Consider the following 26845-nt stretch of genomic DNA (forward strand, 5'->3'; position numbering starts at 1 on the left):
TTTGAATTTTTTCGGTAGCGTGTGATCTGTAAATCTCACACAGAAATAGCAGGATAAATTCCGAAGTTATCGAGAGAAGCGGCAACAGAAGTCTAATTTTGGGGCAAACACGCAATGGATTAGAGGAAAAAAACCAAAGTCGCAGGAAAGACGCTTAGATAGGAAAAGCGGCCCAAAAGGGCCGCTTTGAAAGGAAATTAGGCTTCTTCGTTAGCTAGGAATAGCCAGGTATCTACAGCGGTATCCGGGTTCAGGGAAACACTGTCGATTCCCTCATCCATCAACCAGCGGGCGAAGTCTTTATGGTCAGAAGGTCCCTGACCGCAGATGCCTACATATTTACCAGCTTTTTTGCAGGCCTGGATGGCGCGGGACAGCAGAGCCTTCACTGCCGGGTTACGCTCGTCGAACAGGTCGGCCACCAGACCGGAATCCCGATCAAGACCCAGGGTAAGCTGGGTCAAGTCATTAGAACCGATTGAGAAGCCATCAAAATGCTGCAGGAACTCTTCTGCCAGCAGGGCATTGGATGGCAGTTCGCACATCATAATGACCTTGAGACCAGCCTCGCCGCGGCGCAGACCGTTCTCGGCGAGCAGACCGACAACCTCTTCTGCCTCTTCCGGAGTTCGCACGAAGGGTACCATGATCTCCACATTGGTCAGCCCCATCTCGTCACGTACTTTCTTCAGTGCACGACATTCCAGGGCGAAACACTGGCGGAAATCTTCAGAGCGGTAGCGAGCCGCACCACGGAAGCCGAGCATCGGGTTCTCTTCGCTGGGTTCGTATAGTTGGCCACCAACCAGGTGTGCGTATTCGTTGGACTTAAAGTCTGATAGACGCACGATTACACGATTAGGTGCAAAGGCCGCGGCCAGGGTAGCGATACCTTCTACCAGTTTCTCAACAATAAAGTCTTCCGGGGAGGCGTAACCGCCTATGCGCTCGCGGATATTCTGTTGCAAGTCATCCGGGAGGCTATCCAGCTCAAGCAGGGCTTTCGGGTGAATCCCAATCATGCGATTCAGGATAAATTCCAAGCGCGCCAGGCCAACCCCCTGATTGGGCAAGTGGCTAAAGGCAAAAGCGCGATCTGGATTGCCCACATTGAGCATGATTTTGAAAGGCAGATCCGGCATTTCGGAAACTTCAGTTTCTTCACGCTGGAAGTCCAACTCGCCGGACATTACGAAGCCGGTATCGCCTTCGGCACAAGAGACGGTGACGGGAGTACCGTCTTCCAATAACTCGGTGGCGTTTCCACAGCCAACCACTGCGGGAATCCCCAATTCACGGGCAATAATCGCCGCGTGACAAGTACGGCCGCCGCGGTTGGTAACAATTGCGCTCGCCTTTTTCAACACCGGTTCCCAATCCGGGTCGGTCATATCGGTCACCAGGACCTCACCGTCCTGCATAGCTGCCATATCTTGGGCGGACTTCAGCTTGCGAACGCGGCCTGCACCGATACGCTGACCAATCGCGCGCCCCTCACACAGTACTTCACCGCGTTCCTGCAGGCTGTAACGCTCAATGCTGGTACCCTGATCGCGGGAGCGTACGGTCTCCGGGCGCGCTTGTACGATAAATAGCTTACCGGTATCACCGTCTTTGGCCCACTCGATATCCATCGGACGACCGTAGTGCTCTTCGATTTTACGGGCCTGAATTGCCAGGCTGGTCAGCTCTTCATCATTGAGAGCAAAACGCTGGCGATCTTCTTCTGCAACCTCTACGGTTTTTACTGAGCGCCCGCAATCGCCGCTTTCGTCGTAAACCATTTTGATGGCTTTACTACCGCGATTGCGACGTAGGATAGCTGGGCGCCCGGCATCCAAAGCCGGCTTGTAGAGATAGAACTCGTCAGGATTCACAGCACCCTGTACAACAGTCTCACCCAGACCGAAGGCCGCAGTGATAAAGATCACATCACGGAATCCACTCTCAGTATCCAAGGTAAACATTACACCGGCCGCGCCAGTCTCACTGCGCACCATGTGCTGAATACCAGCCGACAGAGCTACACCTACATCCGCGTAGCCTGTATGTACACGGTAGGCGATGGCACGGTCGTTATAGAGAGAGGCAAATACTTCTTTAACCGCAATCAGAACCGCATCTATACCACGGATATTCAGGAAGGTCTCCTGCTGGCCTGCGAAAGAAGCATCCGGTAAATCTTCAGCAGTCGCGGAGGAACGCACAGCAACAGCTGTCTCACCACCACCCAAAGCTTCATAACCATCGCGGATCTCTTTTTCCAGCTGTGCAGGAAATGGGGTCTGTATGATCCAATTGCGAATTTCATCGCCGGCTTTGGCTAACTCAGTAACATCACCGACATCGAGTCCTTTCAGCCGCTCGGCGATACGCTGCTCTAACTGCTCATGGGCTAGGAAAGCCCGAAAAGCCTCCGCTGTGGTCGCAAAGCCGCCCGGTACACTCACACCAGCGCCGGCCAGAGATGAAATCATCTCGCCGAGCGATGCGTTTTTACCGCCGACTTTGTCGACATCATCCATTCCCAGTTTTGCAAAGTCGATGGTGAAATTCGTCAAGTGAAGGCCCTCTGAAATCAGGTTTGTTGGGCGCTGATTATAAGGATGAGTCTTGTAAAAAATAGCCCAGGAAAAACGGTCAATATGTTGTAAATTTTCTACAAGCTTGCTTAGCTCTCAGAAAATAAGACCTTTAAGCCCACCACCCCTATACTAGCGGCCACTAAAAAGTCCCGCCAACAGACAGAGACGCAGCATGGCAAAAGACAAACGCACCGCTTTTTTTATTTCCGATGGAACCGGCCTCACTGTAGAGGGCATTGGCCACAGCCTATTGGCACAGTTTCAGGACCAGCATGTCGAGCAGGTGACTCTGCCTTATATTGACTCTACCGAAAAGGTCCAGCAGGCTCTCCAGCGTATAGAGAGCGCTGCCCAGGAATCCGGTCTGCAGCCCATCATTATTACCAGCATCGTTTCTGACCAGATTCGCGATCAATTGCACCAAAGCCCCGCTTTAATGCTGGATATCTTCGAGAATTACCTGACACCTCTGGCCAATTTATTTGGGCGCGATCCTGCACAGACCGTTAATGTCTCCCACGGCATTGCCGATAATCGCCGCTATAGCGAACGCATTGATGCGGTGCATTTTGCTATCGATAACGACGACGGGCGCCGCATCAGTGAATTTGAGCAAGCGGATGTCATATTGCTCGGCGTCTCCCGCTCCGGCAAAACCCCCACCTGCCTATATTTAGCCCTGCAATTTGGACTGCGCGCGGCCAACTATCCCATCACCGAAGAGGATATGGACTCCACCACCCTGCCCAAGATTCTGCGCCCCTTCCAGCGCAAACTCTTCGGTCTCACCATAGATCCCAAACGCTTGATGCAGATTCGACAGGAAAGACGCGCCAATAGCCGCTACGCTTCTATAGGGCAGTGCGAATTTGAGGTGCGCCAAGTCGAACAGATGCTAAGGCGGGCGCAAGTGCCCTTCCTCAATGCCACCCAGCTATCCGTGGAGGAGCTCGCTACGCGCCTGATGTCCCAGGCCGGCATCGAGCGAAGAATTGACTAAGGGATGACCAAAAAGCCAGGCGCCCTTTTCACGCCGCGACAAAGTGTGTAGTGTGCGCCGTCTTCCAGACTGCCGTGTTTTGATATGCAAATAGTCTCCCTGCCCTATTCACTCAATTCTGCAGCAGCCTTCCAGGCAATTGCGGATCTACCTGTGCCGGTATGGCTCGATAGCGGCCGGCCTCTCAGCAGCGGAGGTCGCTACGATATTATCAGTGCCGACCCTCTTAACGCGCTGGAACTGGCAGCAGATAGCAGCGAGCCTTTCACTCGGGTAGATGACCTAAGTCGTGAGCTGTGCCCTCAGGAGCGGGACTCGCAACTGCCATTTTGCGGTGGAATCATCGGTTTTGCCGGTTATGAACTGGGCACCGGCGGTAACTTTTTGCCGGCGGATACCCGACCTACGGACCTACCGGCAGGCTTTTTTGGGCTCTATAGCTGGGCTTTTATTGCAGATCACCAGCTGGGCTCCTGCCATCTGGTTTTTCATCCTGCCTGCCCAGCCAGGCAGGTACAAGAGCTAATCGATCGTTTTAAATCGGTGCACTGGGAGCGAGAGCAGGATCCCGAGGGGTTTCGCCTTTTAGCACCATTTGCCCACGAACTCAGTGTTGCTGACTATGAGGAGCGCATTGCGCGAATCCTCGAATATATCGCAGCGGGAGATGTCTACCAGGCAAACTTTACCCAACGCTTCAGCGCCCCCTACGAGGGCGATCTCTTTGGTGCCTACCTGGCATTGCGTCGACGCGTGGCAGGGCCATTTTCAGCATTTATGGAAATGCCCCAGGGCAGCTTGCTGAGCCTATCGCCAGAGCGCTTTATTCGTGCCGATGGCAGTAGCTTGCGCACCGAGCCCATCAAGGGCACCGCCGCCAGAGTAGCTGATCCGGTAGAGGACCAGCGTGCGGCATTTACCCTGCAGAGAAGCCCTAAAGATCGCGCAGAAAACCTGATGATCGTGGATTTGCTGCGCAACGATTTCAGCAAGTTATGCCGCAGTGGCAGCGTGAGGGTGCCGGAGCTATTCCAGCTGGCTAGCTTTGCCAATGTTCACCACTTGGTCAGCGTAGTGACAGGAGAGATGCATGAGGACTCAGCTTACAGCGACCTGTTAGCGGCCTGTTTTCCCGGAGGCTCCATCACCGGTGCCCCCAAACGCCGCTCTATGGAGGTCATTCGCGAGCTGGAAGCCAGCCCCAGGGGTATCTATTGCGGCAGCATCGGCTATATCAGTAGCTGCGGCCGCGCCGATACCAACATCGCCATTCGTACCTTTAGCGCCAGTAATGGGCGTATTACCTGTGCTGCCGGTGGAGGCATAGTCGCCGACTCTGACCCGACAGCAGAGTACAAGGAGTGCCTGGCCAAAGTGCGCTTACTTCTTGAAACCGCAGAGCAATTCCTGAATTGATCACCCAGCCCGTCAAAAATCACTGCCTGCCGGGCTTTTCTGTAGTCTTACTACAGCATTTTGGTTATAGAACTATCTAGGATTGATATTTCAAAGTTATTAGGCCATCTGATAGATTCAATGCCAGTAGTGCCAATTTCAGCGCTTAACTGGATCAAGGAATTTATTGTGAAGATCACACTAGTCAAAAAAGTACTCGCCGATGGCTCACCCTGCGCCAAATGCCGGGATGTGCAGGAAAAACTGGAAGTGAACGAACAACTCAAATTTATCGATCAAACCTTGATAGCTGACGTGCGCGACCCGCAAAGTGCCGGGATGCAAATTGCACAGCAATTTAATGTGGATCGAGCGCCATTCTTTGTGGTCGAGCGTGAAGGGCAAGAAGCAGAGATCTATACCGTCTACTTCAAATTTGCCAAGGAAGTTTTACAACCCCTGATCCAACAGGCAGAGGCCTCTTAGCCTCTGCCAGCCAGCTACACCGCAATACTAATATACCGGCAGCTCTGTATCGGCAAATAGCGCATCTACCTCAGCTCTGGAAGTAGCATGCGCAGCTTGATCCACCAATTCCCGGGTGAGATGCGGAGCAAACTGTTGGATGAAATCATACATAAAGCCTCGCAGGAATATTCCCTTGCGAAAGCCGATCTTGGTAATACTGGACTCGAACAAATCACTGGCATCCAGGGCAACTAAATCTTCATCCTCACCATCCACCGCCATATCCGCCACTATGCCAATACCGAGACCCAGGCGCACATAGGTTTTAATAACATCCGCATCCGCGGCGGTAAACACGACCTTAGGCGAAAGCCCTTTCTCCAGGAATGCCTCATCCAATTTTGAGCGGCCGGTAAAGCCAAACACGTAAGTGACGATTGGATACTTTGCAACCTCTTCAAGATTCAGCTTGCTGACATGGCAGAGAGGATGATCTTTAGGCACCAAAATACAACGATTCCAGCGATAAACCGGCATCATCACCAAATCACTGAAAAGCTCTAGTGCCTCGGTAGCAATAGCGAAATCCGCAGTACCATCGGCTGCCATTTCCGAGATTTGCATGGGGGTTCCCTGGTGCATATGCAGCGATACATCAGGGTAACGGGAAATAAACAGCTTGATAACCGGGGGCAGCGCATACCGCGCCTGGGTATGGGTAGTGGCAACCGCCAAGCTGCCCTTCTTGTCATTGCTGAACTCCTGGGCAACCTGCTTGATATTTTCCACTTTGCGCATAATTTCGCCAGCGGTCTTGAGGATCGCCTCCCCCGCTGGCGTCACCCTGGTGAGGTGCTTGCCGCTGCGGGCAAAGATTTCCACCCCCAGCTCATCTTCCAGTAGGCGAATCTGCTTGCTGATGCCCGGCTGGGAGGTATAGAGGCTCTGCGCAGTAGCAGAAACGTTGAGATCGTGATGCGCCACTTCCCAGATATATCGCAACTGCTGCAGCTTCATAAGTCCTCCCTTTAATATCAATCACCCCGCCCCAGGACGAGTGCAACTCTGACATATAAATTGTTAGTTATAAAAAACATCTTGAGTTATGCGAGAAAAGAATAGCAGCCAATCGAAGCCGGGGCCAACGGACAGATGAATATCCAGTGAAGAGCGGCGGGTGTCAATCGACTTTCAAGCATTAATTGGCCCCGAAAGGGCTCAAATACTCAGGCATCACTATTTGCGATATTGGCAATTCCGTGCGGCACATGACCTGTAGCCACATGCTCAGCTGCGGAGGCACAGTGCGCCGGCTGGTCATCAAAGAACACATCAGCACCGAATGCCCGCAGAAACTCCCCCTTTGGAAGCCCCCCCAAAAATACCGATTCATCTACCCGGATGTCCCAAGCACGCAACGTGCGTATTACCCGCTCATGGGCTGGCGCAGACCTTGCCGTCACCAGGGCGGTGCGTATTGGACAGCTCTCTAAACCAAATTCCGCCTGCAATGTCTGTAAAGCCTCAAGAAATCCCTTGAAAGGCCCCCCACCCAGCGGCATCTGTGCAGAGGCACGCTCTGCACGGGTAAAGGCATCCAGCCCATCCCGCTTGAAAATCTGCTCAGCCTCATCAGAAAAGATTACTGCATCACCATCAAAGGCAAAGCGCAAAACATCGTCTCGCTGTTCGCGACTACCTCCGGCCACCAGAGTTGCCGCAGCAACCCCCTGATCCAGGGCGCGACGAACATCCAAGCCATCAGTCGAGAGAAACAAATTACAGCCAAATGGACCGATATAGCGATAGGGGCTTTCACCATTGCAAAAGGCAGCCCGGGTAATATCCAGACCATAGTGCTCAATTGAGTTAAACACCCTAAGTCCTGTATCAGCACTGTTACGGGAAAGCAGGATGACCTCGACCCTGGGCTCCCCCTCAAGCTGCTCGTTGATTTTTAGAAATTTCTCTACCAGGTGGAAGGCATCTCCTTTCTGCAAAACATCATTCTCCCGCTCTACTTGATAGCGCGAGAAAGCTTGCAGGCCCAGCTCCTCGAAAACCTTATGGCTATCATTCAAGTCGAACAGTGCCCGAGAAGAAATCGCGATTACCAGTTTGTCCGGACGCATGGCCATCAGGGCGCCTCCACATCACTGAGCCCCTCGGGACTATTATCGCTTCCTCTGAGGTTCAACAGAGTGAAAAGCATTTGCTGTAAATCTTCACGGGTACGGTAAGCACGCACCTCTGCTTGGTTAACCATCACCAGCAATAGCGCATGGCAGCTTTCCAGTGTGAGCCGACCCAAGCGATTCATTTCATTGGGCGGGCAGGTAAAGCCCAAGCGATGGAACATATCCACCAGGTGCCCGATCACCAGCTCGTCATGGCTCTTATCCAGCTCGTGCAACTCGGGAATTCCCCACATAGCTTGGGCCAATGGCAGCAGTCCTCGCTGCTCACGGTACACAGCTAGAAGGCGCCCAACAAACTCATCAATAAAACTCCCAAGTGTCATATGCTCGAGATCGAGCTCTGCCAGCTCAGCCATGGCCTCACTGATACTAGCGAGCCACTGCTCGCCCATAGCATAGAGAATCGCATGTTTATTGGGGAAATAATGGTAGAGGGAGCCCACTGAAATATCGAGCTTCCGCGCAATTAGGATAGTAGTGAGATCATCGAGCCCGACCTCTTCCAGGAGCCTCCCGGTGACATCGAGTATCTGCCGGGCTCGAGCCCGTGCACGGGCTTGGACCGGCTCGCGGCGAGGGGTTAATTGGCTTTTGCGCTTATGCTGTTCGGTACTGGACAAGATCGGTTTCCTAATGGCAACTCACAGCATCTTAACACCAAAGGAGTCGACAATTTCACCAGCAACAGTCCAGCCACCTCACCTCTTTCAATGCCCAAACCTATCAAGCAAACTGTGGTAAAGCATTCCCAGCACCAGGCCCGGCCAACGCAAAAGGGTTCCACCAGGAAAAGTCTCTGTTGGGATCTTCGTCATGATGTCAAAGCGCTCCTCAGTGCCAGCAATTGCTTCAGCGAGCAGTTTTCCCGCAAAGGTTGCAGTAGGCACCCCGTGGCCCGAGTAACCTTGACTGTAATAGATATTGGGCTCCAGGCGCCCCATATGCGGCATGCGATTCATAGTGATCGCCAGAGTGCCGCCCCAGCCATAATCAATTCGGGTCTGCTTTAGCTGCGGATACACCTGCAGCATTTTTTTCCGTACAAACTTGCGTATATCTGCAGGAAAGCTGGCCGTATAATTCTCACCACCACCAAAAATCAGGCGGTTATCTCCCGATAACTTCCAGTAGTTGATAACAAATAGTGTGTCCTGCACTGCATAATCATTGGCGATCAATTTTTGAGCAGCAGGCTCAGACAGAGGTTCAGTGGCCAGAACAAAATTATTGATTGGCATAATTTTGCCAGCCAGCCGCGGCTCCAAGTTTCCGAGATAGCCATTGCAGGCCAATATAACCTTAGCCGCCTTTATCTGCCCCTTGGCTGTTTCGACGGTACAGGAATTCCCTCCCCGATAGCTAGTCACTCTGCTGTGCTCATAGAGCTCGACCCCAGCTCTGACACAAGCCGCCGCTAACCCAAGCCCATAGTTCAATGGGTGAAGGTGCATGGAGCCACTGTCAATTTGCGCGCCTAAATAACGCCTTGTTCCCACAAGGCCACCCACCTCCTGCTCATCGGCATAGCGCACACCCGAGTAACCATAACGCTCCTGAAGAAGCTCGGCTTCCTTGCGCAGGTAGTTGTCATGGCTGGGTTTAGCTGCGAGATGCATAATCCCTCGCTTCAGGTCGCAATTAATTTGATGCTTATCAATCAACTGCTCTACTAGCCGCACCGCCTCAAGGCTAAATTGCCAAAACCGCTTGGCAATCTCCACACCGAACATTTCTTCCAAGTCACTTTGGCAGCGCCGTTGCCCAACCCCAACATGTCCACCATTGCGACCAGATGCGCCCCATGCCACACGCTGCGCTTCCAAGACAGACACTTTGTAGCCCCGTTCCGCTAAATGCAACGCTGTGGAGAGCCCGGTATAGCCGGCCCCAATCACACAAACATCCACCTCCCGGACACCATCCAGCTGGGGATAGGAGGTAAGCGGATTGGCACTTGCTGAGTAGTAAGAATCTGTATAACCAGAGGTGGTTTTCATCAATGCAGCCCTTCAAGGCGTTGAGTATGCGGGAAGCTCTAAAATAGTTCGGCCCCGAGAATAGCAAAATGGTAATTCCCTTTTACCTGCCGAGCCAGGCTTCCCATAAATCTCAAAACATATCCGGCAAGTCATTATTTTTGCCTGCACTAGCGGCTACCGCCAATGTGAGGGTCAGGCATATACTGGTACGACATGTAGATGGAAACACACTGGGTAACTCTAACAAATGGACAAGATTACAAGCTGGCTCGCCGAACACGATATTGCCGAGGTGGAGTGCCTGGTGCCGGATATGTCGGGTAATGCCAGAGGTAAATTTACGCCTACAGATAAATTCCTTACCCAGGACAGCCGACTTCCAGAAAGTATCCTTGTGCAAACCGTTACCGGCGACTATGTCGATGAGCACAATGAACTCGTGGACCCAGCAGATACGGATATGTTGCTGGTGCCAGATCCCGATTCCGTTCGACTTAACCCCTGGGCCAATGATCCCACTGCTCAAATTATTCACGATTGTTATACCCGGGATGGTCAACCACACCCGATTAGTACGCGGAACATCCTCAAATTCGTTTTGGAAAAATATAAAGAGAAAGGCTGGAAACCAATCGTTGCTCCGGAAGTAGAGTTTTACCTCATAAAGCGCAATCTTGATCCAGATGAAAAACTCTCAGCACCCGTTGGCAGATCTGGCCGAACGGAAAAAACCAGACAGTCTTATAGCATCGACGCTGCCAACGAATACGAACCCATTATTGAGGATATGTATAATTTCTGTGAGGCGCAGGGGCTCGATGTAGATACCTTGATTCACGAATCAGGAACCGCGCAGATGGAAATCAATTTCCTTCATGGAGACCCACTTCAACTCGCCGACCAAGTTTTCACCTTTAAACGCACCGTCAGAGAAACTGCTCTGCGCCACGGAATTTATGCCACCTTTATGGCCAAACCCATGGAGGACGAACCCGGCAGTGCATTACATCTTCACCAAAGTGTTGTCGACTTAAAAACAGAGAAGAACATATTTGTAGACGACCATAGAAATGAAAACGATAGCTTTATGTATTTTATTGGCGGTATGCAGGAGTACACTCCAGGATTCATTAGTTTTCTAGCCCCAAATGTCAATTCTTATCGACGCTTCACTCCCGAAATGGCCGCCCCGACAAGCCTGCATTGGGGCTATGACAATCGCACTACCGGCCTTAGAGTTCCCGACAGTTCACCTCAAGGAAAAAGATTGGAAAATCGTTTTCCTGGTGCCGACTGCAACCCTTATCTCGCCATTGCTGCTTCTCTCGCTTGCGGTTATCTCGGTATGATCAATAAGGTAGCACCTAGCGCACCGTATCAGGGCGACTGCTCAAAAGAGACCATTACTTTACCCCGCACTCAAGAGCACGCCCTCAATCTTTTAACGGAATGTGAAGCCGCCGCTGAAATGTTTGGCAAAAAATTCGTGAAAGCATGGAGCGCAATAAAACGTGATGAATACGAGGAATTTAACCGAGTTATCAGTTCTTGGGAGCGGGAATATCTACTTCTCAACGTATAGATAATCCCAAAAAATATTTTTGAGACTTTTCTGAAATTTTATTCTCGGCTGGCGCACCACCCTTTTATCGGGTTTATTTAGGCGCATCAATTTGGATTCCTCGGCAGGATATTATTTGCTGATTTGTGACTAATTAAGCAAAAATATCGAAAACAATTCAAATATATGAGTTTGTCATCACCTTTTTGTTGCCACTAAGCACATGCAAGGTAATCTCAGGTTGCCCGGAATATTTGGGCAACCGGTTTGAGAAAGCGGACGTCATTGCCAATTTTTGGCCCCACCCCAGATGCCCGGCCTTCTTCTGCTGTCTTACCAACCATAAAGACCGTTTGCATCAAGTTGCTGAAGCAATCAGTAATTCCTTACTGGATTGTTTTCCAGCTGCTGATGCTCGGTCGCTAATAAAAAAGTTAAATAAGGGAAAGCTAGCAATGAAGCATTTGATAGGACTTACCTGCACTTTAGCTATGGCTATTAGTGCGCAGGCTGCCGACCGTGTTCCAGCCACTCCGGATATGCTCTCGCCACAGACATTAAATACCGTTGCCGGATCTGACATGGCATTGGTAAAAATTCGTGAGCGTACTCTGGGAAATGGTAAAACCGTCGCCCGCTACCAACAAACCCACAAAGGCATACCCGTGTGGGGACAGACCGTAACCAGTTCTGGACAGGGACTCATTACCGAGATGCACGGTAATATCCTTACCGGACTCGAACTTGAAGTACCCACCGTGCGTGCGGCAATTGACGCGGGCAATGCCCTTGATCGCGCCATGAATCATCAGGTTTCACTGCGCGCACAACAGGGAGTGATGTCGGGTGCTTTATCACTGCCAGTGCTTAAACTGGAGGCCAAAAACCAGAAAAAAGAACTCTATGTTTACATCAATGAACAAGATGAGGCTCGCCTGGCCTACCTGGTGAACTGGGTCGAGTATGGAGACGACCCCAAGCGCCCCTTCTACTTTATTGATGCCATGACCGGTGAAGTGATTAAGCATTGGGATGGCCTCACCTTCCAAGATGCACAAGGTCCTGGCGGCAATGTAAAAACGGGCCGCTATGAATATGGTACCGATTTCCCCTCCATGCAGGTTGATGCCAACTGCCGTATGGATACTACCAACGTTGAAACTGTGAACTTGAATCATGGAACTAGTGGCGGTAGCGTCCATCAATTCAACTGCCCCTATAATGATCACAAAGAAATCAATGGTGCTTATTCACCGCTAAATGACGCGCACTATTTTGGTGGCGTGGTCTTCGCGATGTTCAGTGACTGGTACAACACTTCACCGCTGACTCAAAAGCTGCGCCTTCGCGTGCATTACGGTAATAACTACGAAAATGCTTTCTGGGATGGCAGCCAGATGACCTTTGGCGATGGTCAAAACACCTTCCACCCCCTAGTCAGCCTGGATGTTACGGCTCATGAAGTCAGCCACGGCTTTACCGAGCAGAACTCTGGCCTAGTTTACAGTCAACAACCAGGGGGAATTAATGAAGCCTTCTCCGATATCTCTGGTGAAGCCGCTGAATACTTTATGACTGGCAGTAACGACTGGTTGGTTGGAGCTCAGATTTTCAAAGCCAATGGCGCCTTGCGTTATTTTGAAGACCCAACACAGGATGGACGCTCCATTGGCCATGCCGATGATTATTACAGCGGTATGGACGTACACTATAGCTCCGGTGTCTACAATCGAGCTTTCTATCTGATCGCCAATACCAACGGCTGGGATACTCGCAAGGCATTTGATATTTTTGTCCTCGCTAATCAGATGTACTGGGGCTCAAACTCTGACTACGATGAGGCTGCCTGCGGTGTTGAGCAAGCTGCTGTAGACCTAGGGTACAGTAAAGCGGATGTTACAACCGCCTTCAGTACCGTAGGAGTTACCTGTGATAACACTCCACCACCTCCTCCTGGAGAGCTTGAAAATGGAGTTTCCGTTGACAACCTTGGTGGCGGCTCTGGCGATGAACTCCATTACACCTTAGATGTTCCTGCTGGCGCTACCGGCCTAAGCTTTAATATGTCTGGTGGCACCGGTGATGCGGACCTCTATGTACGCTTTGGCTCAGCACCAACCTCCAGCACATACGACTGCCGTCCCTACACTACCGGCAACAATGAAACCTGTGAGATCTCCAACATACAAGCAGGCACCTACTATGTGATGGTGCGTGGTTATAGTTCCTTCTCCGGTGTCAGTCTGGTAGGTAGCTTCACCGACGGTGGCGGTGGCAACCCCGGCGGCTGGGAAAAAACCAATCTGTCTGGCTCCGCTAATGCCTGGCAGCACTTTACCCTGGATGTGGACAGCGGTATGTCATCCCTGAAAGCAGTGATGTCTGGTGGCAGTGGGGACGGTGACCTCTATGTTCGCTTTGGCTCAGCACCAACTCGAAACACCTGGGATTGTCGTCCATATAAGTGGGGTAATGATGAAAACTGCAACATCAGCAACCCACAAGCAGGTACCTGGTACATTAGTATTCGCGGTTACCAGACATACTCCGGTGTAGCACTCAGCGCCCAAGCAGAATAAGCTTATCTGCTGAACAATCTGGCCCCGTTGCCATACCAACAGGGCCAGACAATAAAAAAGGCAGCCACTAGGCTGCCTTTTTTATTCTAGGAGTAACCCTTGCAAGCCAAGTTACTTATGGCTGGGGTCCTTCCAATAATCCTTCACCGTTGACTTCATCTCCTTCGCCAATATCGTAATACCAAACAGGTTCGGTAAGGTCATAATGACGATAGCTACCGCAGACAGGTTCCAAATAACGGTGGTGTCCTCAATCGCCGCCCAGAAGAAAGCTATCACATACACAATTCGGTAAGGCATTACCGCCTTCGGACCAAACAGGTAGATCATAGAGCGATCACCATAGTAGGACCAAGCGATAGCGGTCGAGAAAGCAAACATGAGAATACCCAGAGTTACAATCAAGCCACCGTATTCTCCGAAGAAACCGCGCTGGAAAGCTTTACTGGTCAATGCAACGGAATGAACCAGGGATTTACCCCAAATATCCACATCCTCATTAGCAAACTTACCATCAACAACATTAAGCACACCGCTAAACTGATCTTCACCAACACGGAAATCCAGATCTTCTGCAATTGAGCGTGCATGAATCAGGGTGAAATCCTGCAGGTTTAGAGGCTGCCCATCAGTGACAACCACTGATCCGTTATAGGGCTTCACATCACTAGGTTGACCACTTAAGTAATTAAACAGCTGTTTAACCTGCTTGGGGTCACTCTCTTCGTAGCGACCTTCGACAACATATGTGTCAGCCCCCTCAAACAGGTTTTCGTGTTTTTCAGTCCATACACCGGAAGATAAGATTACCAAGCCAGTCAGAGTACAGATAATGATGGTGTCGATAAACGGTTCCAGTAGTGAAACCATGCCTTCGGAAACAGGCTCATCGGCACGTGCGGCGGCGTGAGCAATCGGTGCAGAGCCCTGCCCCGCCTCGTTGGAGAATAGGCCACGATTCACACCACGGTTAAAGGCATAGGCAAAACTGGCTCCGAGGAAACCACCTACAGCAGCACTTCCAGTGAAGGCATCACGGAAAACGGCCACAAATGAAGGGACGATATTTTCTATATTGTAGAAAATCACACCCAACGCACCAATTACATAGATCAGTGCCATTGCCGGAACGATAGTGGAGGTAACCTTGGCAATTCGGGTAATGCCACCGATGATCACCATCCCCAGCAGGATGGCAAGCACACCACCAGTGAGCGCTTTCTCAATACCGAAAGAATCGTGCATCGCCTGGGCAATATTATTCACCTGGGGCAAGCTTCCGGTACCGAAGGAACAAATTACTGTGGCGATGGCAAATAACACTGCCAGCCACTTCATATTGAGACGGCGCTCCATATAGAACATAGGACCACCTGCGTAGTAGCCATCTGCCGCTTTAATACGATATTTATGTGACAGTGTGACTTCGACAAACTTGGTTGTCATCCCCAGGAAGGCAGTCATCCACATCCAAAACAAAGCGGCCGGGCCGCCCAGGAAAATAGCCAAGCCAACACCACCGATATTACCGGTACCTACAGTTCCTGAAAGAGCGGTAGCCAGTGCTTGGAAGTGAGAGGTATCTCCTGGGTCACCGGGTTTATCATATTTCCCCTGGACAATCTTAATCGCATGTCCAAAGTAACGAAATTGCGGAAACCCAAGATAGATAGTAAAAAAGAAACCTACCCCGAGCAGCACCCACGGGAACCAAGGTGCCGATCCGAGCATACCGTCCAACGACAGTAGCAGCTGATTAAAGGAATCCAAACTAACCCCCCACTTCTCTGAACCAATTCTGATTGTTTTATATACAGCCACAGCTGTAATTTGTTGCGCAGGTTAGCAGCTTCCGAAGCACTAGAACAGTAAAGGGGCCTAAACCCTATTAAAAGAGAAGTTATGACGATAGGGGAACAAGGCAAACTGCCCCCCCGAATGTAGAAATACCAGGTTACTAGATCCTTTATAATGGCCTTTTCTCAATTCTTGCATCAGCCCATAAAAAGCTTTACCGGTATATATAGGGTCCAACAAGATTCCCTCTAGAGCAGCAATCTCTTCAATCATTTCGTAGATTGGAGGTTCAGCCTTGGCATACCCCGGCCCAATATAGTCGGCATTCACATGCACTTGCAGAGATTGCAGATCCACAGGGTTTCCCGATAGCCTGCTCCAATGGCGGATATCCTCTCTCACTTTGGTTTGAAAATAAGTGGCATTATCGCAGACAGCATAACCTGTGACCTGAACACCAAGCCCCATCAGATAGCACCCCATCGTTAAACCCGCCTGGGTACCTCCGCTACCAGTGGCACACACAATATGATCCGGCCGGAATCCTCTCATTCGACAATCTGTAATAAGTTCTTGCGAAGCCGAGAGGTATCCCCACAAGCCCAGTCCATCGCTGGCACCAATAGGGATACGGAAGGGAATGTGCCCACGCTTCGAATATTGATCAGACCAAAAATTGAACAGCCTCTTGAGATCTTTGGCAAACTCTTCAGGCGAATGGATGCTCACTTCTGCCCCCGCCAACTGATCCAACAGTAGGTTTCCATCTGCTTGGGCTATGGGCTCACCACGCAATAACAGGTGCACTTTGAGTCCTAAGCGAGCACCGACAAGCGCAGTGGTGCGGCAATGATTGGACTGAATACCCCCGGCGGTGATCAAGGTATCGCTGCCCTGCTTTATGGCCTCAGCAACAACAAATTCAAGTTTTCGCAATTTATTACCTGACATCCCAGATTCAGTCAGGTCATCCCTTTTTATCCAAATTCTAGGGCCGCCAAAAGGAAAGGAATATTGTTTACTAATCCTATCCAGCGGCTGTATTGGCGTGGGAAGATGGGCTAAACGTATCCGCCTAGGTAAAGAAATCGGCAAACTGCCAGGCATAGCAAGCTCCATTGCAAATACCAAAAAGGCTTATCGGTAAAGGCATAAAGCCTTGTCTATGCTAAATCTATCGTAAAGGCATCAACTCTAGGGCTCGTTAAAAACCAATGTAATCCTGGCAGGAACAGCATTTACTACAGTCTGTAATCCCATACAGGCAGCTCGGCAAACTCCCACCATTCTCTCAATCGCTTTCCTCGACTCTGCAGATTTAACAAAAACAACGGTTTCTACTCCTTCACAAACCCCCTTAGGTGGAATATCAGTACATTCCTGCATTTTGTACACCTCAGCCTTAAAACGCATCTGTTGCTCAATCTTGACACTTTCAATATTCAGTTTGTTCTGATTAATGTAGATGCTGATATGACTGAGAAAACAAAAAGCAATACCTGCTGATAGGTAATCAAGTGGTGCCGGTGCGCTATCCGCACCTCCAATAATGGTGCCTTCATCGCAGAGTAATTCAAAAGCACTACATCCCGGTACGTTCGCTTGTACAGTGGCAGTCTTCAGGTATCCCTCTTCCAAAGCTGCTTTAGCCGATAGGTTAACTTGAAAGTGAAAACTTCCCCGCTCTTTAACTGGTGTATCCACTTGAATTTTGGATAACTTAGGAAGTGCCGTAACTTTTCTAACAATGGCTGCTTTCAAAGCATTTTGGCTATCGCTTTGCATATGGGGCCTCCTGAAAATTTCTAAATCAATTAACCAGAAGTATTGCCCGAGAAAATCTCACTTGCCGAAAAACGAGAAAGCCCGGCATATGCCGGGCTTTCCAATCTGAATCACTAAAAAATCTAGTAAAAAGCTATCAGATCTTCTTTATCGTGCCCTTGGGCAAAACAGCATGAACTGCTACTTTCTGGAACTTCAAAGACATATTGTCTGCAACTTCCAGCACGATGTAATCTTCGTCCACCTTGTCTACACGACCCAGCATACCGCTGCTCATCACGACTTCGTCACCCTTTTTCAGTGCACCAACCAACTCTTGATGCTCCTTCTGGCGCTTGCGCTGAGGACGGATGATAAAAAACCACATGAAAGCGAACAGGCCCGCAAACATCAACAGGGTGATCATGGGGTTACCCTGTGGCGCCGGTGCCGCTTGCTGTGCCATGGCGGAGGGGATAAAAAAGCTCATGCAAAACCTCAAAGAGTCAGCCTATAAAATTGCCGCCAACTCTAACGGGTTTCCCCTGTTGAGGCAACGGATTGGGCCGATCAACAGGAGACCGGCCTAACCAATTCGCACTCACTTAAAAGCGTTGACGCACCTGACGGCGATAACCAGTTGGCGACATACCGGTCCAGCGCTTGAAGGCACTGGTAAAGCTGGTCCGATCAGAAAAATCCAAAATCCTTGAAATTCCGTCAACACTCAGGGCGGTATCTTTGAGGAAGTGCACCGCGTGGCGGAAGCGCACGTGGTCACGCAGTGAGGCAAAGCTCAAGTTATGCTCCTGCAAACGACGCTGCAAAGTCCGGGTGGACATGCTTAAGTCGGAAGCAACGGGGCGAATAGCGAGAGAAGCCTTACCAATGCGCTGTTCGAGCACATCGATGACTCTGGCAGCAATGCCAAAGCTGGTAGCTTCCGGTGGGGCCAGCAGCTGGTCGAGAATATTCGGGTCGCCGGATATTCTGGCCTGCTGCAGGGATTTATCTTCAGAGAGCGAAGTCTGGTCGGGCTGAGTATGGTTCATCGAGCTGCTCCTTTTGAGTTCCGTGAGCCGCAGTTATTTTTCTATGTCCGCATCCAGCGAATCCCGGTTGCCCCTGCCCACACCAACACACCTACAACTTCGGCGGACTACTACTCGATGCGGGATGCACCAAAAACAGACATCGAATCCTTCACAGAGATGTACAATTTTTAAACTAACCGCTCCGGCAATACCCAAAGAGAAACACTCTCTCGCCGGCGCACCTTTCCTTTACATCTGCCAGTATAGACCAAGAATTGAGAATGCAAGGGACGACAGTGGTTTTTTTCATCTTATTGTGCCGCAGAAGACAAAATTGAATGGTCCCGGTACGCAATTTCAATGAAAACTCAAGGAAATTCGGGGGCCAGAGGCTACCCTACCCCCTTAGAAAGAGTTTGCAGAAGCTGTGTAACAGATAATCAATCCAGATTTTCAGCCACCCAGCCAAGCACATCATCACTGTGGGTCTTGGTTTTCACTTTGTCGATAACATGGCGTAAGCGTCCACTTTTGTCGATGATAAAAGTTGTCCGGATTAGCCCCATATACTCTTTGCCCATAAACTTCTTCAGCCCCCAGCAACCGTACTTGTCCGCAATCTTGTGATCCTCATCGGACAGGAGGTCGAAGTTCAGCTCATGTTTATCAATAAATCGCTGCAACTTAGCTTCTGGGTCTGGGCTCACACCGAGAACAACAGTGTCTAGCTCCTTAAACGCATCGGCACTATCCCGGATACCACAAGCCTGTGTTGTACAACCTGGGGTCAGTGCCTTTGGGTAGAAATAAAGCACAACATTGCTTTTTTCGCGGAAATCTTTCAATGAAACCTTCTCTCCGCTTTGGTTTGTCAGTGTGAATGCCGGTGCCAAATTGCCAATTTTGGGAAAAGACATAAGAAATCCCCTGAAGTGTTGGTTTAAGTTTTGGGGGGATTATAACGAAAAGTACTAACTGAAATGCCAAGAACTCCATCATTCAAAACTGGTGCAGGCGAAACTCCTTCTCCCTGCGTGCAAAAATGCCTATTTTCCTCAGCTTTTGCACTAACTCTGCCTTCTCTGCATCGGTCAAAAACTCACCCACCTCCAGGCATCCTTCTGGACCACTAAAGGTCACCGAGGCAGGCTCAGCCGGACTGTTACCCATCCGCACCAGCAAGGCAAGATTTCCCCGAGAGAACTCCCGATGATAGACAGATTGCTGACGGAACCCTTTACAACAATCGAACACAACCCGCTCATCGCTAATGCGGATTACTTCGCGACGGGTCCCTTCTAGGTAGACATAGGTGAATAAAACTGCGAGTAGTAAAATTTCCAACCCTGCAAATGGCAGGATCATCCAAGCCCCAGCAAAGGCAAAAGCCAAACTAATACCAAGGGAAACACCAACCAGGGAAAAGAACACCCAAAGATTTCCCGTTGCCGACAGGGATTGATTAGGCTGAAGAAGAATACAGGCGCAGCGAGGGGCTTGGCGGCCGACTTCTGTGACCATGGCAAATACTTCCAGGCAATACTTACCTAATCAGTGTAGTGCCGCCGCCACCAGTCCACATTCGTATAACGACCCGCCAGTATTCAGGCCTCCCCATTCTATTTTAAATACCATTAGCAAAAGTCACTTTATTAAGCTGCGGCTAAAGGAACCCTAATCTAGCCTTTCTGAATAAGCCACTGTTGGCGGGATTGAAAAAATAAGAGGAAATGCCCTCACTTGGTATCGCTTACTTCTTACTTGAAATACGCAAACTTTTTTATCTGGACTAGCTGGCGATTTTATAGCTACAGCGAAGTCAATAAATCAGCGCCGAAGAGCCAAATAAAAAAGCCCGCACACCGGTGCGGGCTTTTTAGACGAACCGGCCATCAAGGCCGATCAATCGACAGGGTTAGGGCAGCAGGTGAGCGACTGCATCACGCTCTTCCGCCAACTCCTGCTCGGTTGCAGTCATCTTCTCGCGGGAGAACTCATTGATCTCAACACCCTGTACGATTTCCCAATCCCCACCTTTGCAGGTGCAAGGGAAAGAGTAAATCAGGCCTTCCTGAATACCGTAGGAACCATCGCTGAATACAGCCATGCTGGTCCAGTCACCTTCAGCGGTGCCCAGAGCCCAATCGCGCATATGGTCGATGGCAGCGTTGGCAGCGGAAGCCGCAGAGGAAGCACCGCGCGCCTTGATAATGGCTGCACCACGCTGTTGAACAGTCGGGATGAAGTCGTTTTCATACCACTCCTGCTCCACTTTATCCATCGCCGCAGCACCGGCAACCTTCACTTGGTGCAGGTCTGGGTACTGAGTGGAAGAGTGGTTGCCCCAAATTGTCATATGGGTAATGTCGTTAACGCTGGAATCAGTTTTATTCGCCAGCTGGGACAGAGCGCGATTGTGATCCAGACGGGTCATCGCGGTGAAGTTACGCGGGTCCAGGTCTGGCGCATTGCGCTGAGCAATCAGGGCATTGGTGTTAGCCGGGTTGCCAACAACCAGTACTTTTACGTTACGAGAAGCAACGTCGTTCAGGGCTTTACCCTGTGCAGAGAAGATAGCAGCGTTAGCTTCCAGCAGGTCTTTGCGCTCCATACCCGGTCCACGGGGACGCGCGCCTACCAGCAAAGCGTAATCTGCGTCTTTGAACGCAATAGTAGCGTCATCGGACTGAACGATACCCGCGAGCAGCGGGAAGGCGCAGTCTTCAAGCTCCATAGCAACGCCTTTCAGCGCTTCTAGTGCCGGGGTAATTTCCAGCAGCTGCAAAATAACTGGTTGATCTTTACCCAGCATCTCGCCGGAAGCGATGCGGAACAGCAGCGAATAGCTGATCTGACCGGCAGCGCCGGTAACAGCAACACGAACAGGTGCTTTCACGATAGTTCTCCTCGTTTGTAAGCGGCCGCATTATAGGGCCTCTTGAGCAAATTTCACCTCAAGCGGAGCGATTCCCAACTCAATTTGCCTAACAAAACTTTAATTTTTTATAAGAGACGCCAAAAAAAGGCTCAAGCCGAGGCAGTTTCCCGGTAACGCTGCTGCAAAATGCGATAAACCTGCTCGCTGTAATCTACTGCCGAGGCATCAAGCTCAGCGGCAATTTCCGCTAAGTGCTCATTGTCTTCACGTCCGCCCCAGTTCTTCACATAAGTTCCTTCTTTGTACCCGTTATCCTGGCGGAATCGATTGAGTACGTTCTTTCCTACATAACGTTGATACAGTTCAGTAAAAGGCATCTCTGTGTCGGCAAGAAGCTGCGCAAACCCTGGCAGATCGAATTGTTTACTTGCCAAGGTGCTCAAAGTAAAGGCCTCCAGATCTTCACGAAAATCACCGGGCTCTCGCTGGCCAGCCTCTAATTCCTTAAGCATCTTTTCAGCAACTTGGGCCGGAGAGCCCTGTTGCAGTTCGAGACTCAGGCCAAAATGCCAGATATCCACTAGCTCCAACTTTACTTGATCGATATCCGGTTGCTGCTTTTTCCACCATTTCCAGCCGTAATGATCCAAGAGTTCCGCGCTCTCTACCCAGATCGCGCGATACCAGGCAAAATTTTGCGCACGCCAGTTTTTGTTAACAACGGTATTAATTTCGTCCTGCAGGGTCAGCATGGCCTGCAATTGTTGCTTCATCATATAGGGAACTTCTAACTAGCCGGGCTTAGGCAGCCCGAGGAAATAATCGGAGAAAGTTTTCTGTAGTGATTTCAGCCAGCTGCTCGTATGAAATTCCGCGCAACTCAGCAATAAATTCGGCTACTTCCCGCACATAAGCCGGGATATTGGGCTTGCCACGATAAGGAATCGGTGCAAGGTAGGGAGAATCTGTTTCCACCAACAGGCGATCGAGGGGCAGTTTGCGCGCAACATCGCGCAGATCCTCGGCATTTTTAAATGTCACAATACCGGAGAGGGAAATGTAATAGTCAAGATCTAATGCGGCCTTGGCCATCTCCCAGCTCTCAGTGAAGCAATGCAATACACCGGCTGTTTGTGGGTTTCCGTACTCTCGAATCAACTGAATTGTATCTTCACGAGCATCGCGTGTGTGCACAATAACCGGCAGCCCCACCTGACCTGCGGCCTGCAAGTGAGCTATAAAGCTCTGCTGCTGGGTCTCTTTGGTGTCCGTACTGTAATAATAATCAAGACCAGTCTCCCCAAGTGCCACTACCTTGGGACGCTCAGCCATCGCGATCAGTTCGTCCACCCCAGCGAGACCGGATTCAACATCCAGCGGATGTATTCCAACAGAGCAAACAACATCCTCATATTTTGAGGCGATTTCTACGACGGCATCTGCATTTTCCAGACTGATACCAACACATAGGAATTTCCCAACTCCTCGGCTGCGTGCGAACTCCAAGACTGCATCCAGATCGCCATCAAATTTATCGAGTTTCAGTCTATCCAGGTGACAATGAGAATCTACGAGCATGTGAAAATTACAACGTGTGAGTAGGTCGACTGGATTCAAGGGTGCCAGCCAGGTAAGTTTCTATCTTGTTTTGTGCAATGTTGTCCTTGTCACCAAACTGAACGCCAATACCCGGCGTACGGTTTCCCTGGGCTCCATTAGGGGTTATCCAGATAACCTTGCCTGCCACCGGAATTTTTTCCGGCTCATCCATCAAGCTTAACAACAGGAATACTTCATCGCCGAGGCTGTAGGATTTATCCGTGCTGATAAACAAGCCACCATTTTTTACAAAGGGCATATAAGCGGCATAGAGAACCGACTTATCCTGGATTTTCAGCGATAGGATGCCGTTTCGGGCACCGCCTCCCATGGCTTTCATGCTCAACCTCAATGTTTTAAATGTTGCGCTAACTTATCTGAGCGTACTGTTTCTGTCCAGAACACTACACGTTCCCGGTAGAAAGAAGCTTAATGCCCCCGCGTGTGGTTACGGCTTTACATTTCTCATTAAGCAAAAAGCCTAGACCACCGTATCATCAACTCCTCCAGCAACAAGCGACGATTGGGATTCGCTCCACTCGCAAGCCCCTTACGCGCCTGAACGAGGTGATCGTAAAAACCAAACAGTGGGCGCAAACTGCCTTGCCCTATTCCTGGGAACCTCTGAAGAAGGGTCATAACCTGAGTATCGCCAGTGGAATCACAACTGCGCACCCTAGCCATTTGGGCAACCCACTGCTGCCAAAATTGAATAAGCTGGGCCAGATCTGCAGGCTCGGGCGGAGTCTCCCAGCGACCTGCAGCTGCCACAGCCCTTGCACTACCCTGAGCTAGGGCAATTAGCTCCCCCAGAAAGCGCTCCCGAACTTCCTCGCATTTTGGCTCGGCCAATTGCGTAGCCAATAATGGCGCCCCACCGGCCAACGCCAGGGCCTTGGTTGCCGCACCTTCCTTCAATCCATATCCATGCAGCCACTGCAATGCCATTTCTGCAGAAGGGGATGGAAAAGCAACAACTTGGCAACGACTGCGAATTGTTGGCAGTAAACCTGCGGGAGAGTCACTGACCAGAAGGAAAATCACTGATGCCGCAGGCTCCTCCAGGTTTTTTAATAGCGCATTGGCCGCATTGATGTTCATAGCTTCCGCTGGCGCCAGCCATACCAAGCGCGCCCCCCCGCGCCCACTGGTGCGGGAGACAAAATCCCCCAGCTGGCGAATCTGTTCAACCTTAAGCGGACCGCCTACCTTTTCAGGCTCTACCCGAAGAAAATCCGGGTGCGACCCCGCCTGCCAAAGGTGGCAATCCTTGCAACTTCCACAGGCCTGCCCTTCTCTGGGCTGCTCGCACAATACCAGCGCAGAAAAAGCCTCAGCAAAAGCGCGTTTGCCAAGACCAGGCTGGCCACTCAGTAATAGGGCATGAGGGCATCGACCAGCACGCCACTGGGTACCAAGCCGTTGCCACTGTTCCGTTTGCCAGGGTAGTAAAGAAGGGATAGGGGTATGTTCAGGTACTTCAGACACTGCCAATTGCCAAATTTGTAACTGGAAACTTCACCACACTCGTGGTGACCATATTTTAAAGCGTGCATCAAAGAAGGCGCTGTAACTCCTGCCCCAGCTGTTGCTGGACCTGCACCAAAGGTTGACTAGCATCGACAACGGCATAGCGCGAAGGGGCTGCCTGAGCACGTTCACGATAAGCTTCACGCACCCGGTGGAAGAAAGCCAGCTGCTCACTTTCAAACCGATCGGCAGCTCCAGTACTGGCAGCACGCTGTAAACCTATTTGCGGGTCCAAATCTAAAAGAAGTACCTTATCAGGCCGCAAATCTCCCTGCACATCATTTTCTAAGCGCTCGATTAGAGCCCTGTCAAGCGTTCGCCCCCCACCTTGGTAGGCATAAGTGGCATCAGTAAAGCGGTCACAAATCACCCAGTCACCCCGTTCCAAGGCCGGGATAATCACTTTCGCCAGATGTTGTGCTCGGGCTGCAAAAACCATAAGCAGCTCTGCCGTGGGATCAACAGCCTCGTCACGCTTAGCCAGTAGCAATTCCCGCAGCTGCTCAGCCAGGGGAGTGCCACCTGGCTCGCGGGTTTGAATAAATGGAATATTACGATCAGCTAGCCACTGGGTGATAAACTGCAGGTTGGTAGACTTGCCAACCCCCTCCCCGCCTTCCAGGGTTATAAATTTTCCGCGCGACACTATTTCTAATTTCCTTTTGCCGGACTGGAGCGGTAATCCGCTCGTCTTTTCAGCTGATACTCCCGCACCGCACGGTTGTGCTCTGTCAGAGTGGCTGAGAAATGATGGGAACCATCCCCCTTACCTACAAAATACAGGCTTTTGCCGGGCTTTGGGTTCAGTGCGGCGCGGATAGCCGCACGTCCCGGCAGTGCAATTGGCGTAGGGGGGAGCCCATTGATTACATAAGTATTATACGGGGTTGGTTGGCGAAGGTGTGCTCGGGTGAGGTTGCCATCATAGTCTTCCCCCAGCCCATAAATTACGGTGGGATCGGTTTGCAAGCGCATGCCCATATTTAGGCGCCGCACAAAAACTCCAGCAATTTGACTTCGCTCGGAAGGCTGACCAGTTTCCTTCTCAATCAACGAAGCCATAATCAAGGCCTCATAGGGCGTTGCGTAAGGGAGGCCATCCTCTTTTGCCTGCCACTCTTCATCCAGCACACGCTGCATACGTTCATACGCTTCGCGCAAAAGCTCAATATCTGTAGTCCCAGAGCGATATACATAGGTATCTGGAAAAATCCAACCTTCCTCAGCCCCCTCTTTCAGGCCAAGAGCCCTGGCCGCGGCACTGACACTACTGCCAGCCTCAGATCTAACAATCCTCTGCCCCGAGCGAACCTTTTGCAGCGCCTGCCGGAAAGTCCATCCCTCGACTAAAGTGAGTCGATAAATGGTGACGTCACCCCGGTTTAACCGGGTAATTAAATCCACTGCCGTACTTCCGCTGGGTATCAGATACTCACCAGAGTGGATATCGGTTTTGCCTTCCCAATAGGCATAGGCAAGAATCAATCGCGGCCAGCTAATCACCCCGTCACTATTCAGTTTCCGCAAGGTTCCAGATAAGCTGCTGCCTTTTTGCACTTGGAACTGCAGGCCCTTTTCTCCCACAGCCAGTGGAGACGCTAGGGCCATCTGTAACATCCACAGAGAGGCTCCGCCCAATAAGGCAACGAGGAGAAAACCACTAAACAGGATTTTCCAAAACTTGAAAGGAGAGCTTGTCCGCTTTTTCTTTACCACAATGTTTCCATGATCAAATGCTGCAACCCTCGAACACCAGCCCCGATCGACCAACGTTGATGACCGATAATCTCGACAACCGGCAATACCCCGCGCACGCTGTTACACAATGCTACTTCATCAGCCCCGCTCAGATCCCGAATTTCTAAATCTCGCTCCTGCCACTGAATCTCACTGGATAACCAGTCCCGCATGACGCCCCGGACACCACAGCGATGCAAATCAGGCGTTATCCAGGTATTACCAAAGCGAGCCAGTAAATTACAGCGCAAGCTCTCGATAACCCTGCCCTCACTATCTAACATCAGGCCATCGATACGCTCCCCGTCAGGGAGCTCAGATTTCGCCTTATTATATCGATTGCGACATAAAAGTTTGCTGCCTAAGTTCCTACTTTTTGAAAGCGGTAGATAGGTCTTACAGGGGTAAAGCCGAACTCCAAGTTCAGTCTCGGCAGTCAACTTTAGCGGCAATAAGGACAGATCCCAGCACCACTCACCACCAACCGAACCCAGCCGCAATCGGGCGATCGCCATTTTCTGGTTAAGCTGCTTAACCAACCGGGGTATGCACCGATCAATCTCTTTAAGGAGCTCCTCATCCAAACAAGTATTCCGGGCCAGGCGCTCTTGGTGTAGCGGCCACAGCGGCAACCTTCCGTTGTGACAGCGCATGGTTTCGAGGATTCCATCTTCGTAACTCTCATCAGCAGGCAAGCTCTGCACAGGTCGGCTTCTGAGAAAAAATTGTGGCAATTTGCAC

The 26845-nt window shown here is 50.8% G+C and carries 26 protein-coding genes; 6 read left to right on the plus strand and 20 right to left on the minus strand.

Going from position 1 to position 26845, the window contains the following annotated elements:
- Positions 1-197: 197 nt before the first annotated feature.
- Complete coding sequence (gene ppsA, locus ACJJIJ_RS08700; RefSeq protein ID WP_444939311.1) at positions 198-2561, minus strand: phosphoenolpyruvate synthase; 2364 nt, start codon at positions 2559-2561, stop codon at positions 198-200.
- Between the two features lie 196 nt (positions 2562-2757).
- Here ppsA and ppsR point away from each other — a divergent pair, with 196 nt between their 5' ends.
- The 3 genes from ppsR (at position 2758) to ACJJIJ_RS08715 (ending at position 5466) form a co-directional block, all read left to right on the plus strand.
- Positions 2758-3585: a phosphoenolpyruvate synthetase regulatory kinase/phosphorylase PpsR gene (gene ppsR / locus ACJJIJ_RS08705; RefSeq protein WP_252081813.1), complete on the plus strand. Its 828-nt coding sequence runs from the start codon at positions 2758-2760 to the stop codon at positions 3583-3585.
- Between the two features lie 84 nt (positions 3586-3669).
- The gene (pabB, locus tag ACJJIJ_RS08710) at positions 3670-5001 is read left to right on the plus strand and encodes an aminodeoxychorismate synthase component I (protein WP_252081814.1); all 1332 of its coding nucleotides are present in this window, start codon (positions 3670-3672) and stop codon (positions 4999-5001) included.
- Between the two features lie 168 nt (positions 5002-5169).
- Positions 5170-5466: a hypothetical protein gene (locus ACJJIJ_RS08715; RefSeq protein WP_444890165.1), complete on the plus strand. Its 297-nt coding sequence runs from the start codon at positions 5170-5172 to the stop codon at positions 5464-5466.
- Positions 5467-5493: 27 nt separating this feature from the next.
- On the opposite strand, the gene cysB is transcribed toward ACJJIJ_RS08715, so the two are convergent.
- The 4 genes from cysB to ACJJIJ_RS08735 form a co-directional block, all read right to left on the minus strand.
- Positions 5494-6465 carry an HTH-type transcriptional regulator CysB gene (cysB, locus tag ACJJIJ_RS08720; RefSeq protein ID WP_252081816.1) on the minus strand — a complete coding sequence of 324 codons (972 nt, stop codon included), beginning with the start codon at positions 6463-6465 and terminating at the stop codon, positions 5494-5496.
- A gap of 209 nt (positions 6466-6674) precedes the next feature.
- Positions 6675-7586, minus strand: coding sequence for a 5'-nucleotidase (locus ACJJIJ_RS08725; RefSeq protein WP_252081817.1), 912 nt, complete (start codon positions 7584-7586; stop codon positions 6675-6677).
- Entirely contained in the window at positions 7586-8266 is a 681-nt protein-coding gene (locus ACJJIJ_RS08730; RefSeq protein WP_252081818.1) for a TetR/AcrR family transcriptional regulator, read from the minus strand. Before ACJJIJ_RS08730 ends, ACJJIJ_RS08725 begins: the two co-directional genes overlap by 1 nt.
- 87 nt (positions 8267-8353) lie before the next feature.
- Positions 8354-9643 carry an NAD(P)/FAD-dependent oxidoreductase gene (locus ACJJIJ_RS08735; RefSeq protein ID WP_252081819.1) on the minus strand — a complete coding sequence of 430 codons (1290 nt, stop codon included), beginning with the start codon at positions 9641-9643 and terminating at the stop codon, positions 8354-8356.
- Positions 9644-9872: 229 nt separating this feature from the next.
- Between ACJJIJ_RS08735 and ACJJIJ_RS08740 the strand changes: the two genes are divergently transcribed.
- A complete protein-coding gene (locus ACJJIJ_RS08740) occupies positions 9873-11207 on the plus strand; it encodes a glutamine synthetase family protein (protein ID WP_444939312.1) in 1335 nt (444 codons plus the stop codon).
- Between the two features lie 434 nt (positions 11208-11641).
- Positions 11642-13765, plus strand: a complete 2124-nt coding sequence (locus ACJJIJ_RS08745; RefSeq protein WP_444939313.1) for a M4 family metallopeptidase — start codon at positions 11642-11644, stop codon at positions 13763-13765.
- 111 nt (positions 13766-13876) lie between these two features.
- Here ACJJIJ_RS08745 and ACJJIJ_RS08750 read toward each other — a convergent pair whose 3' ends face one another.
- The 5 genes from ACJJIJ_RS08750 to ACJJIJ_RS08770 all read right to left on the minus strand — a co-directional run bounded on the left by ACJJIJ_RS08750 (position 13877) and on the right by ACJJIJ_RS08770 (position 18378).
- Positions 13877-15535, minus strand: coding sequence for an alanine/glycine:cation symporter family protein (locus tag ACJJIJ_RS08750; RefSeq protein ID WP_252081822.1), 1659 nt, complete (start codon positions 15533-15535; stop codon positions 13877-13879).
- Positions 15536-15643: 108 nt separating this feature from the next.
- Positions 15644-16681 (minus strand): D-cysteine desulfhydrase family protein, encoded by a 1038-nt coding sequence (locus ACJJIJ_RS08755; RefSeq protein ID WP_507011602.1) that lies wholly within the window; start codon positions 16679-16681, stop codon positions 15644-15646.
- Positions 16682-16756: 75 nt separating this feature from the next.
- Positions 16757-17347 (minus strand): OsmC-related (seleno)protein, encoded by a 591-nt coding sequence (locus tag ACJJIJ_RS08760; protein WP_444939315.1) that lies wholly within the window; start codon positions 17345-17347, stop codon positions 16757-16759.
- A gap of 136 nt (positions 17348-17483) precedes the next feature.
- Positions 17484-17816, minus strand: coding sequence for a preprotein translocase subunit YajC (yajC, locus tag ACJJIJ_RS08765; protein WP_020415218.1), 333 nt, complete (start codon positions 17814-17816; stop codon positions 17484-17486).
- A gap of 115 nt (positions 17817-17931) precedes the next feature.
- Positions 17932-18378, minus strand: coding sequence for a helix-turn-helix domain-containing protein (locus ACJJIJ_RS08770; RefSeq protein WP_020415217.1), 447 nt, complete (start codon positions 18376-18378; stop codon positions 17932-17934).
- Here ACJJIJ_RS08770 and ACJJIJ_RS08775 point away from each other — a divergent pair.
- Entirely contained in the window at positions 18370-18552 is a 183-nt protein-coding gene (locus tag ACJJIJ_RS08775) for a hypothetical protein (protein WP_252081826.1), read from the plus strand. The genes ACJJIJ_RS08770 and ACJJIJ_RS08775 overlap by 9 nt on opposite strands.
- 248 nt (positions 18553-18800) lie before the next feature.
- Here ACJJIJ_RS08775 and bcp read toward each other — a convergent pair whose 3' ends face one another.
- From bcp to ACJJIJ_RS08825, 10 genes are all read right to left on the minus strand, one after another.
- The gene (gene bcp / locus ACJJIJ_RS08780; RefSeq protein ID WP_252081827.1) at positions 18801-19277 is read right to left on the minus strand and encodes a thioredoxin-dependent thiol peroxidase; all 477 of its coding nucleotides are present in this window, start codon (positions 19275-19277) and stop codon (positions 18801-18803) included.
- Positions 19278-19359: 82 nt separating this feature from the next.
- The gene (locus tag ACJJIJ_RS08785) at positions 19360-19881 is read right to left on the minus strand and encodes a DUF2244 domain-containing protein (protein ID WP_444886357.1); all 522 of its coding nucleotides are present in this window, start codon (positions 19879-19881) and stop codon (positions 19360-19362) included.
- Between the two features lie 394 nt (positions 19882-20275).
- Complete coding sequence (locus ACJJIJ_RS08790) at positions 20276-21256, minus strand: malate dehydrogenase (RefSeq protein WP_444890161.1); 981 nt, start codon at positions 21254-21256, stop codon at positions 20276-20278.
- 131 nt (positions 21257-21387) lie between these two features.
- The gene (locus ACJJIJ_RS08795) at positions 21388-22011 is read right to left on the minus strand and encodes a dUTP diphosphatase (RefSeq protein ID WP_444939576.1); all 624 of its coding nucleotides are present in this window, start codon (positions 22009-22011) and stop codon (positions 21388-21390) included.
- 28 nt (positions 22012-22039) lie between these two features.
- Positions 22040-22816 carry a TatD family hydrolase gene (locus ACJJIJ_RS08800; RefSeq protein ID WP_444939316.1) on the minus strand — a complete coding sequence of 259 codons (777 nt, stop codon included), beginning with the start codon at positions 22814-22816 and terminating at the stop codon, positions 22040-22042.
- A gap of 7 nt (positions 22817-22823) precedes the next feature.
- Positions 22824-23177 carry a PilZ domain-containing protein gene (locus ACJJIJ_RS08805; protein ID WP_020415211.1) on the minus strand — a complete coding sequence of 118 codons (354 nt, stop codon included), beginning with the start codon at positions 23175-23177 and terminating at the stop codon, positions 22824-22826.
- A 128-nt stretch (positions 23178-23305) separates the two neighbouring features.
- Positions 23306-24325 carry a DNA polymerase III subunit delta' gene (locus tag ACJJIJ_RS08810; protein ID WP_444939317.1) on the minus strand — a complete coding sequence of 340 codons (1020 nt, stop codon included), beginning with the start codon at positions 24323-24325 and terminating at the stop codon, positions 23306-23308.
- 67 nt (positions 24326-24392) lie between these two features.
- The gene (gene tmk / locus ACJJIJ_RS08815; RefSeq protein WP_444939318.1) at positions 24393-25013 is read right to left on the minus strand and encodes a dTMP kinase; all 621 of its coding nucleotides are present in this window, start codon (positions 25011-25013) and stop codon (positions 24393-24395) included.
- Between the two features lie 5 nt (positions 25014-25018).
- Entirely contained in the window at positions 25019-26083 is a 1065-nt protein-coding gene (mltG, locus tag ACJJIJ_RS08820; protein WP_444939319.1) for an endolytic transglycosylase MltG, read from the minus strand.
- Positions 26077-26808 carry an aminotransferase class IV gene (locus ACJJIJ_RS08825; RefSeq protein WP_444939320.1) on the minus strand — a complete coding sequence of 244 codons (732 nt, stop codon included), beginning with the start codon at positions 26806-26808 and terminating at the stop codon, positions 26077-26079. Before ACJJIJ_RS08825 ends, mltG begins: the two co-directional genes overlap by 7 nt.
- Between the last annotated feature and the right edge of the window lie 37 nt (positions 26809-26845).

This window comes from Microbulbifer mixtoriginis (SeqCode), from assembly GCF_052467945.1.

Coding starts and splice junctions, on each gene's coding strand:
- ACJJIJ_RS08775 (WP_252081826.1), top strand. CDS start 18,370: ATGGTTCATCGAGCTGCTCCTTTTGAGTTCCGTGAGCCGCAGTTATTT.
- ACJJIJ_RS08795 (WP_444939576.1), bottom strand. CDS start 22,011: ATGAAGCAACAATTGCAGGCCATGCTGACCCTGCAGGACGAAATTAAT.
- ACJJIJ_RS08785 (WP_444886357.1), bottom strand. CDS start 19,881: ATGGTCACAGAAGTCGGCCGCCAAGCCCCTCGCTGCGCCTGTATTCTT.
- ACJJIJ_RS08760 (WP_444939315.1), bottom strand. CDS start 17,347: ATGCAAAGCGATAGCCAAAATGCTTTGAAAGCAGCCATTGTTAGAAAA.
- pabB (WP_252081814.1), top strand. CDS start 3,670: ATGCAAATAGTCTCCCTGCCCTATTCACTCAATTCTGCAGCAGCCTTC.
- ACJJIJ_RS08745 (WP_444939313.1), top strand. CDS start 11,642: ATGAAGCATTTGATAGGACTTACCTGCACTTTAGCTATGGCTATTAGT.
- ppsR (WP_252081813.1), top strand. CDS start 2,758: ATGGCAAAAGACAAACGCACCGCTTTTTTTATTTCCGATGGAACCGGC.
- bcp (WP_252081827.1), bottom strand. CDS start 19,277: ATGTCTTTTCCCAAAATTGGCAATTTGGCACCGGCATTCACACTGACA.
- yajC (WP_020415218.1), bottom strand. CDS start 17,816: ATGAGCTTTTTTATCCCCTCCGCCATGGCACAGCAAGCGGCACCGGCG.
- ACJJIJ_RS08725 (WP_252081817.1), bottom strand. CDS start 7,586: ATGGCCATGCGTCCGGACAAACTGGTAATCGCGATTTCTTCTCGGGCA.
- ACJJIJ_RS08740 (WP_444939312.1), top strand. CDS start 9,873: ATGGACAAGATTACAAGCTGGCTCGCCGAACACGATATTGCCGAGGTG.
- ACJJIJ_RS08770 (WP_020415217.1), bottom strand. CDS start 18,378: ATGAACCATACTCAGCCCGACCAGACTTCGCTCTCTGAAGATAAATCC.
- ACJJIJ_RS08735 (WP_252081819.1), bottom strand. CDS start 9,643: ATGAAAACCACCTCTGGTTATACAGATTCTTACTACTCAGCAAGTGCC.
- ACJJIJ_RS08755 (WP_507011602.1), bottom strand. CDS start 16,681: ATGGAGCTTGCTATGCCTGGCAGTTTGCCGATTTCTTTACCTAGGCGG.
- cysB (WP_252081816.1), bottom strand. CDS start 6,465: ATGAAGCTGCAGCAGTTGCGATATATCTGGGAAGTGGCGCATCACGAT.
- ACJJIJ_RS08800 (WP_444939316.1), bottom strand. CDS start 22,816: ATGCTCGTAGATTCTCATTGTCACCTGGATAGACTGAAACTCGATAAA.
- ACJJIJ_RS08805 (WP_020415211.1), bottom strand. CDS start 23,177: ATGAAAGCCATGGGAGGCGGTGCCCGAAACGGCATCCTATCGCTGAAA.